Origin of the sequence: Mesotoga sp. UBA5557 (genome assembly GCF_002425715.1) — a bacterium.
Classification (GTDB): domain Bacteria; phylum Thermotogota; class Thermotogae; order Petrotogales; family Kosmotogaceae; genus Mesotoga.
In genome coordinates, this window is sequence record NZ_DIMV01000015.1 from 1 (window position 1) to 9,054 (window position 9,054).

7 protein-coding genes are annotated in these 9,054 nt (G+C 48.0%); all 7 read right to left on the reverse strand.

Going from position 1 to position 9,054, the window contains the following annotated elements; all coding sequences use genetic code 11:
• Positions 1–163: 163 nt before the first annotated feature.
• Positions 164–1,534, reverse strand: a complete 1,371-nt coding sequence (locus B3157_RS01120) for a glycoside hydrolase family 13 protein (RefSeq protein ID WP_292588194.1) — start codon at positions 1,532–1,534, stop codon at positions 164–166.
• A 14-nt stretch (positions 1,535–1,548) separates the two neighbouring features.
• Positions 1,549–2,415, reverse strand: a complete 867-nt coding sequence (locus B3157_RS01125) for a sugar ABC transporter permease (RefSeq protein WP_292588196.1) — start codon at positions 2,413–2,415, stop codon at positions 1,549–1,551.
• Positions 2,405–3,958: an ABC transporter permease subunit gene (locus tag B3157_RS01130; RefSeq protein WP_292588198.1), complete on the reverse strand. Its 1,554-nt coding sequence runs from the start codon at positions 3,956–3,958 to the stop codon at positions 2,405–2,407. The genes B3157_RS01125 and B3157_RS01130 overlap by 11 nt, the downstream gene beginning before the upstream one ends.
• A 99-nt stretch (positions 3,959–4,057) precedes the next feature.
• Positions 4,058–5,254 carry a sugar ABC transporter substrate-binding protein gene (locus B3157_RS01135; RefSeq protein ID WP_292588200.1) on the reverse strand — a complete coding sequence of 399 codons (1,197 nt, stop codon included), beginning with the start codon at positions 5,252–5,254 and terminating at the stop codon, positions 4,058–4,060.
• Between the two features lie 36 nt (positions 5,255–5,290).
• Positions 5,291–6,289, reverse strand: a complete 999-nt coding sequence (locus tag B3157_RS01140; protein ID WP_292588202.1) for a LacI family DNA-binding transcriptional regulator — start codon at positions 6,287–6,289, stop codon at positions 5,291–5,293.
• 686 nt (positions 6,290–6,975) lie between these two features.
• Positions 6,976–7,566, reverse strand: a complete 591-nt coding sequence (locus tag B3157_RS01145; RefSeq protein WP_292588203.1) for a hypothetical protein — start codon at positions 7,564–7,566, stop codon at positions 6,976–6,978.
• A gap of 10 nt (positions 7,567–7,576) precedes the next feature.
• The gene (locus tag B3157_RS01150) at positions 7,577–8,722 is read right to left on the reverse strand and encodes an AAA family ATPase (protein WP_292588205.1); all 1,146 of its coding nucleotides are present in this window, start codon (positions 8,720–8,722) and stop codon (positions 7,577–7,579) included.
• Positions 8,723–9,054: the final 332 nt, after the last annotated feature.

Consider the following 9,054-nt stretch of genomic DNA (forward strand, 5'->3'; position numbering starts at 1 on the left):
AAAGCTCCTAGCTCCGGAACGAAGAACTTGGGCGCAACGCGCCGGAACCGATCTTCCGATACCGCTCTCTGCACGCTCTTATGAACGAAGAACAATGTTACTTGAATGTAAATAATGGAGTCTGTCACCAAAGGGAAGGGAAAGGGACCTGGTGAGCTCTCCATCAAGCGTTTAGCACCGTCCTCCTCAATACCGCGAAACCATAAGGATCGAGCGACAGAGTACGTGAATCGATCGTGGCAAATTCCGAAAAAAGAGCTTCGTAAAGTTGCTCAATTTTGCATTCTCTGGGGACAGGAGAGTTGTTCAAGCACACTAAAACCCTTTCATTCCCGTAGTGTCTCTCGAATGTGAAAAGTCCTTCTTCGGCTATACCAGATATGAAAGCTCCCTTTCTCAGAGCCAGACTTGTTTTTCGAAGCTCTATGAGTGTTTTGCAAAACTCGAGAAGTTCGCGGTCCCAGAGGTTCTCATCCCATATCATCGAGCTTCGGCAGTATGGATCGTTGCCGCCTTTGATGCCTATCTCGTCACCGTAATAGATCGCGGGAACACCCGGGTAAGCGAATAAGAACAGCAGGATGAGTCTGACTATCTCCTTCTTCCCGTTGCAGAGTGTGCAGATTCTGGGGCGATCGTGGCTGTCTATCATGTTGTACATTGCATAATTGGCCCAGTCGGGGTAGCTTCGTCGTAAGACATATAGCTTTTCTCCAAAGGTCTTCGCGTCGATGTTGTTGAAGACGAAAAAGGAGAGAAGATACTTTCTCAATCTGTAGTTCATCGCACCGTCCAGATAACCTCCCTTGAACCAGGAAGTTCCAAGATGAAGAAGCTCGCCCAGAACGTAAGCCTCCGGGTTCATCTCTTTGGATGTCTCTCGAACGGCTCGAACGAAATCGGGATGCAGATATTCCACAGTATCAAGCCGCCAGCCATCGATATCGGCCTTCTCAAACCAGTATCGGATCACTCCAAGCAAGTATTCCCTCACTCTAGGGTTTGAAAGATTGAACTCGGGCATTTTTCCGTAGCCTGCAAAACAACGGTAGTTTGGTTCAGGGCTTTCGACAACCGGTATCGAGTCGATGTGAAACCAGTTCCAGTAGCGGGACTCTTTTCCCCTGTTCGCAGCGTCAACAAAGAACGGATGTTCAACACCACAGTGGTTGAAAACCCCGTCCAGCAAGATCCTCATCCCTCTTAGATGAACCTCCTCAACCAATTCTATGAGTGCCTCATCTCCGCCCAAAGCTTCGTCTACTTTGAAGTAATTGCGGGTATCATATTTGTGATTCGAAGGTGCATCAAAGACGGGAGTCAAGTATATGCAGTTGACTCCGAGCTTTTGCAAATAATCTAGCTTATGGATAATTCCACGCAGGTCTCCCCCGTAGAAGCGATTCTTCTCGGGTGTGGCTCCCCATTTAAGGGTTTCCGGAGGATCGTTGTACGGTTCACCGTTGAAGAAAGAGTCGGGAAATATCTGATAGATGATAGCGTCGCTTGTCCATTCTGGCGGTTTAAGCTGCATTCTTATCCTCCTTTTTATTCTTTGAGCGCTCCGCCTGTCAAGCCGGAGACTATTTGACCTTGCAACGAATAGAAGATCGCCACTATCACCAGAGAGCCGAGGACTCCGGCCGCCGCGAAGGGTCCCCACCTGTCGTCGTAATGCTGTCCGACAAAGAGGCGAAGTCCCACGGCCAAGGTGTACATATTGTCACCCTTTAGCAGCGTGCTCGCGATCATGTATTCGGAATAAGTGGCGATGAATTGTATGATGAAGACGACAACGAGAATAGGTTTGGCCAGCGGCAGCACAATGCTCAGAAACGTTCTGAAGGGAGTGGCACCGTCAACGAAGGCCGCCTCCTCAAGCGAGCGGGGAATACTGTCGAAATATCCCTTCATGAGCCACGTGTTGAAGCCTATCGCGCCTCCCAGATAGACGAAGATCAGCCCTGAGTGAGAGTTGAGGCCAAGCAGGGGGAAGTTCTTGTTGAACCATACCATAATCAGAAAGATCGCCGTCATTCCCAGAGTCTGCGGAAACATTTGAACTAGGAGAATCATCAATAATCCAGCTCGCCTTCCAGGAAATCTGAATCGAGAAAAGGCGTACGCCCCCAGCGCGCACAGAAATACGCTTATGGACGAGGTCACGAAACAGATTTTCAGGGTGTTCCACATCCACATTGTGAACACACTGTTGGCGCCGAAGAGAAGGCTTTTGTAGTTATCGAGCGTCGGCTTGGCCGGGAATATTCCCGTTGAGTTGATCGAATTGGCCGGATTGAAAGAGGTGCCTATTATGAAAAGCGCCGGAAAAACTGCAAACGCGATCGCAACCCAGATCACCCCGTGTCTGATTATCCTACAGATAACATATCTGAACGTCCTTTTATATCTCATTTGCAACATCCTCAAGAACTCTGGTTCTTCTAAAGCTGATGATAGATATAATAACCACGATCGCGAAGATCACCATAGATACTGCGGCCGAGAGGCCCATTTCGCTTCCCTCTCTTCCTGAGAAGGCCAGTTTGTATGCATAAGAGATAAGGATATCCGTCGCACCGGCAACATCTCCGATTCCCGTAACCGGACGGCCCTCGGTGAGCAGCCAAATCACTGTGAAATTGTTGAAAGTCGTCGCAAATGAACCTATAAGCAGCGGAGCCAGCGTCACAATTACCAGAGGAAAGGTCACCTTCCTGAACTTCTGCCAGCTCCCGGCGCCGTCGATCTCCGCTGCTTCAAGAAGATGCGGAGAGATCGCCTGTAAAGCTCCTAACGAAACCAGCATCATGTAGGGAAATGTGAGCCAGATGTTGGTAAGCAACACCGAGAATCTCGCCCAGAAGACCGTGTCCAGCCACGGTATGGATGTACCGGTAAGGCTTCTTAGAATCCTGTTGAAAAAGCCGAACTCGCTACTGAAAAACCCGTACCGCCAGACCAGCAGAGAGATGAAAGAGGGCATAGCGTACGGAACAATCAGAAGGGATCTGTAGAGTTTTCTAAACCTTAGTTTGCTGTCGTTCAGCATAATGGCCAGAAACAAGCCGATGGCGAAGCTGATAAGAACCGTCAAAAGCGACCATTCGATAGTCCAGATGAAGACCCCGAAGAAGGGCTTTCTGTATTTTTCTGTGTTTATTATTCTGAGATAGTTTTGAAGACCCACATATTCCGTCCATCCAGGATCCAGAGCCTCACCGTCGCTCGAGATGAATCGTGCCTTTTCAGATTTGTAAGTCTTCCCGGTTTTGAGATCGGTCAGTGTATCGGTCGCCTTGTCGTAGCTGTATTGATGCTCGTACTGTCTGAACTCGCGCAGGGTACTGAGTCTCAGCCAGCCGTTACCGTACGGTATTCTTAATTTCTGCAACAGAGATACCTTGCCGACGACTTCCGACGTCTCCATAGCTTTCCATTCGCCGATTTTGTCGGGTGTTCCGTCCAGATTGCTGTCAACGATATCGAATTCGCTGGGATCCCGAATTTCACCAGTCATATCCACAATAAGCTCTTCATCGGATTTCAGCAAGAGAAGCATGATATCCGAACCGTGTCCGTACGCAGTGAAACTGAATTTCTCGGCATCGGGCTGCAAGTACTCACGGTTGAGAAAGAGATTTATTGCGTCATCTTTCCCTATAACATGGCCTGTAGAGTAGTTCGTGAGAGAGAGATACACGTTGTAAAGGATCGGAAGAACAACCATGGCCGTCAAGAAGAAGAGTCCGGGCAGGAGGTATCTCAAAGGATAGCTCTTCTTCTTGAAGAGAACCAGATTAACTACCACCATTAGTACGACTCCTGCGATCGAAAGGTACAGATCGCCCGAGATCGCGAAGAGTATACACGCGAAAATTGCGAACGCATTGAATAGCGATATTATCGCTGTTTTTAGAAGAAATCCCAGCAAACGTTTCTCCATAACTTTCTCCATAAACTGTATCCCCCAGCAATAATACTCATCTCAGATCTCTTTCTAATTGAGTACGCCGTTGTAATCTAGTACCGGGGGATACAGGTTTACTTGCATTCGTCAGTTGGAAAAGGTATCTTCGAGCACTTGTGCCGCTTGCTTCAGAGCTTCATGTGGAGAAAGCGTCTGATTGCATATCAAAGTCATCGCATCATTCCAGACAGACCAGACCACGTTCATCTCAGGAACATTCGGAAGCGGCATGCCGAAAGAGATCGATTCTGCGAAGGCATTCATGATGGGATCGTCTTTGGTCTCCTCAAAGGCTGGTATGAACGCCGATGGTCTCGGGTCCATTTCGAAGATTTTCAACATCGACTCTTTGGTTGCATACTGGTTCTCGATAAAGTCTTGTATAATTGCCTTGTTGGGGGAGTACGCGTTGACCATGATGCCAGACACTCCTACAAAAGGCCGTGGTCGTTGCCCGCATATTGTCGGTATGGGTGCTACTCCAACGCTTACTCCTCCACTTTCTGCGACTGGAATACTCCAGGGTCCGGTGATTACCATTCCAGCCTTTCCTTCGGAGAGAAGACCCGTCATAGTCTCCCAGGGTACCTCTGCAGGCATGAGACCCTCCTCGATAAGCCAGTCTATAAGAGTGGCTCCCAGAATCATGCCGACGGAGTCAAGACCGATATCGTCCATCAATAGCGTTCCCTCCTCACTCTGCCCGAATATATATCCTCCAAGGGCCGAAAGCACCGGGAAACTGTTGTAAGGGAAGGGGAGTTCGACGATGAATCCGTACTGTCCGATAGCGGGGTTCGTAATCTCTCTTGTGAGCGCGACCAACTCATCCCACGTCTTCGGGGGTTCAGGAACGAGATCTTTGTTGTACAGCAGAGCGACTCCCTCTCTGCTGTAAGGGACGCCGTAAAGCTTTCCTTCGAAGGACATGGCCTCGATAGTCACGGGATCGAACTGCATGAGCAGTGCTTCGGGAAGGTCGATAGCACCAATAGTACCGTTTCGGACCAGTCTTCCTATCCAATCGTGAGCCCCAACGATCAGATCGGGGCCCTCGCCCGCCGGAGAGGCTGTAACAACCTGTTCGGTAATCGCATCCATGGTCATTTCGTAGACCGTTACGATTATACCGGTCATTTCGGAGTACTCTCTGGCGAGTTCCTTGAAGATCGGAGTTCTCGTGTCATCTGCCCAGATTATCAGCTGTCCATCCACCGTGGCAGTTATCACCGAACCCAGAAATAACATAGAAACCGCAAGAACAATCAGAACCTTTCTTCTCATATTCTCCTCCTTTCAATAGCCTGGAGTCTTCCAGGCTCATGCGGATTCACGTTCCACCATTTCAGGTTTCAAGCAGAGATTTTCGACTTCCTTTCCAGGTTTCTCGAGGCGTTCGAGCATCATATCTACGGCTTTCTTTCCCATCAGCTCTATCGGTTGCCTTACCGTGGTGATCCCCCAGTCTCTGGCGAGCGATTGATCGTCGTAACCGACCAGCTTCACATCCTGACCAATACGAAGACCTCTGAGTTGGACCTCCCGCATAACTCCAAATGCGTAAAGATCGCTCATAGCGAAGATATTGAAGGGGGGCGAATCGTTGTCGAAGATATCGCGGGCGGCGAGAGCTCCGGCGCTCCAGCTGAAATCGTAGGAGTGGACGTTTCTCGGCGGAAGATTCTTCCCGCTTTCGAGGAGTGCTTTCTGAAAGCCTCTTAGTCTTGAGTTGAAGACGGGCCAGAAACCCGAATCTATAGATTCCTGCATCATTATGACGTGAGTGCTTCCTTCAAACTTCGAGAGCTTCCTTCCTACAAGGTATCCTCCGAGCTCGTTGTCGATGTAAATCGAGTCGTACAGTGGTGAATAACTGTCAACAAGGACCGTTGGACCTTGGAAGGGTTTACGGAAAGATGAAAAGAGATGCTCGATATCGAAAGAGCAAAGAAACATTCCAGCAGCGTCCGAATTTGGGACATCGTACATCATGACTTTGGAAACCCAGTCCCTTTTGAGAACGGGGAAGAGCATCATGGCGTACCACTGTGTTCTGAACTTCTCTTCCATGCTCTTGATAAGTCTTTCATAGAATTCCGTACCGATCATTGGAATCACTATGCCGATTGTGGAGGATCTTCCACCGGCCGTTCTCCGGGCGTTCTGGTTAGGGCGGTAACCGAGTTTTTCTATTACTTCAAGCACTCTCTTTCTAGTTTCTCTATTGACATTCTGACTTCCATTGATTACCCTCGATACCGTTCCTCGGGATACGCCGCTGAGTCTGGCAACATCTTCTATCGTTATCGCTTTCATCATCCCACTCCTCTGTCGGAAGACATGATTTGAATAATGTGAGGGCTCACAGTACTATATCATAATCATCAAACAGAAGTCAATTCTCGTCTTTGAATGGTATTGTATTCCTTAAATGTCATAAACAGTAGCTTATAGAGATATTACTCTTCCGCAATGTCTAACTTCGATTGTTAGCAGTATAGATATTGCAGCTATGGTGTGAGCGCTCCCACAACAAGATGTCACCTGAGAGCAATTTCAAGCTCGATTGTGAACTCGTCTTGGAAGGAGTGAAAAGAGAGTTTCTTCGTCATGGATCTTGTTATAGGCGCTAGACAGTGGAAAGAGTAAGAGTTTGAGCGATATCCCTATGATAGCCCTGAACAGAAGCACATCTGGCAGGCTCTGCGGGATGACAGTCTTACAATCTTCTCGAATGAGAACTGCGCTTCTGTATCCTGAGTGCTCAGGAGAAGGGAGAACGTATGACAGTCAGCGGGGCCTTTCAGCGTACAGCCTGCTCTTGCAAGCGTAAAGCGGGTTTTTTATTCCCTGCTGCCGAAAGCAGCCTTGCGTCCCGGCACGATCCTTGCCAGCCTTGCGTCCACTGATGCTCCTCAGTGCATTGAGTCTTCCTATCGGTGCTCCTAACTATTAACTGAATGTAAATAATCGAGTCCCGAAAGGGGTGTTAAACAACTGACTTACTACTGGAGCGATTCTAGCGCCCTAATTGCCTTTTCAAGGCTATTCGAACACCCTGCGGCCCGCTGCGGATTCCAGAACTCTAAGACATACTTGGCCAATGACGAATTATATGCCGGACCAACTGTCACATGCTTTCCAGCTAAGGGAAGTATGTCTTCTTTCAAAGATCGCTTTCTGCTCTTCTTAACGAGGCTCAAAAGCTTTTCCTTCGGATCCAGCAATATATCAGGATCTTTGGGCACAAGGCGCTCACTAATTCCCAAAAAATCTGAAAACGAGCCTCTGTCGGCCATCAGCCAGCTCTCAGTTTCATGTACGGCTATTCGAAAAACAAAGCGACCGGTAGAAGGAATGAACCCAAGCCAATTCAGGACTCTTGACGGAGCACATATCTCGTTATCGAGATCAGCCAATACAACGAATGGAATGTGTTGCGAAGCTTTCCAAAACTTCTTGACATTACTCTTAATGTATCCAAACCCGCCATTCTTGTATACTGTCTTTACCGTCAAATCAGGCCTTACCTCGGAAAGAATTTTTCTGACGGTATACTCACTCAATAGATCTTCCACTACTAGACAAATATACATATCACAGCTCCTACAAGACTTCTAGTTCACGAATATCCTTTGGAATAGTGTGAGGCGCCACAATCTCACCAACACTCATCCCCGCTTCAAGAAGGGTAGCCGCTTCGTCGATTGAAGTGGCGACTCTTACTTCCGTTCCCTCTGGCGATGGTGTAAGAAGAAGAACCTCTTCGAGTGCAATACCTTTATTCATAAGCAAGTCCATGCTATGCGTACTCAATAAAACCTGACGACTCTTGCTCTTTTGAAGTTTGTACATTAGCTCCGGAAGCAGCTGAATAAGTGCCTTATGAAGAGATAGTTCTGGTTCCTCAAGAAGGAGCAATGAATTGTCTTCAAGAATTACCCACAGGAGTCCAATTAGGCGGAGTGTTCCATCTGAAAACTGATCTTCACGCTGTTTTGCACCGTGGCCTCTCCAATGTTCGTACCTTGCTTCCAAATGGGGTTTCCCCATCTTATCAACTACAAATGAAAGATCTTTGAGCTGAGGCACTGCCTTCTTCAGGAGCTCTTCAACTTTTTCTAGTCGAGAACTTCTAGTCTTCTCCGGAGTCTCGGCGAGTCTCTTTACAAAAGTCTGGCCAAAAGGGTCTCCAGGCAAAGCATAACCGGAAAATGTACCCGCGAATCGTATGAACTGAGGGACGAGATGAAGATACTGCACTCGCTGAAGAAACTCAGACACCTCCCTGAAGTCCCTATTTGCACTAATCTGTTCAAGGTTGGTCTGTGTAAGTCTTTGAGGGTCTTCTTTATCTCCTTCATTGGGTCTGTCGAGAATGAGTGTGTTATCTTTCCAAACTCTCTCATGAGTCAATACTTGTAGTCGCTTACCACCTGTTTCACGAGTAATGCCTAGCGAGTATCGCCACTTCTCTTCTTTTCTTTGATCATCTGAAAGAGTAATCGAAATTTGGACATCTGAGCTTCTGCGCGCCGACAGACATCTAACTTTCGAAATACCTCCTCGATTGGTCAATGCCTCCTGTAGGCCTCCCCCAGACTTTGCTATGTCTCTCAGAAATCTAAGCACATCGAGGAAATTGGATTTTCCCGATGCGTTGGCCCCGACAAGAAAGACTCTTTTGGTAAGATCCACATCGATCTCCCGGAAATTTCTCCAGTTCCTGACGGATAGATGGGAAACAAGCACTGAAATCCCTCCAATTCAGAAAAAGCTCAAGAGAATTATATCATCGCATTACTTTCTCATATTGTGGCAAATGGAGACCTCACTTATTATAGGCTATCCAATTTGTGTCTAGCTCGGGTGGACGGATTCATTCTCCTAAAATAGGGACAGACTCCATTTTTAGAAACAAGAGCAGTTCCTCGTTCCGACGCTTCGCGTCCAGGCTCTTGGTTGAGAGGGAAGGTCATAGTTCTGGTGCTTCGCACCTAGGTTCCGACTTGGCCGACAAGTCCGTCAAGTTCCGGACGGTTCCGACAGGCGCGGGAAAAAAGGGACATAAGGAACCTGTCAGT

Excerpts from the sequence above, each read along its gene's own strand:
- B3157_RS01130 (WP_292588198.1), bottom strand. The coding sequence starts at position 3,958 with ATGGAGAAAGTTATGGAGAAACGTTTGCTGGGATTTCTTCTAAAAACA.
- B3157_RS01135 (WP_292588200.1), bottom strand. The coding sequence starts at position 5,254 with ATGAGAAGAAAGGTTCTGATTGTTCTTGCGGTTTCTATGTTATTTCTG.
- B3157_RS01140 (WP_292588202.1), bottom strand. The coding sequence starts at position 6,289 with ATGATGAAAGCGATAACGATAGAAGATGTTGCCAGACTCAGCGGCGTA.
- B3157_RS01125 (WP_292588196.1), bottom strand. The coding sequence starts at position 2,415 with ATGAGATATAAAAGGACGTTCAGATATGTTATCTGTAGGATAATCAGA.
- B3157_RS01145 (WP_292588203.1), bottom strand. The coding sequence starts at position 7,566 with ATGTATATTTGTCTAGTAGTGGAAGATCTATTGAGTGAGTATACCGTC.
- B3157_RS01120 (WP_292588194.1), bottom strand. The coding sequence starts at position 1,534 with ATGCAGCTTAAACCGCCAGAATGGACAAGCGACGCTATCATCTATCAG.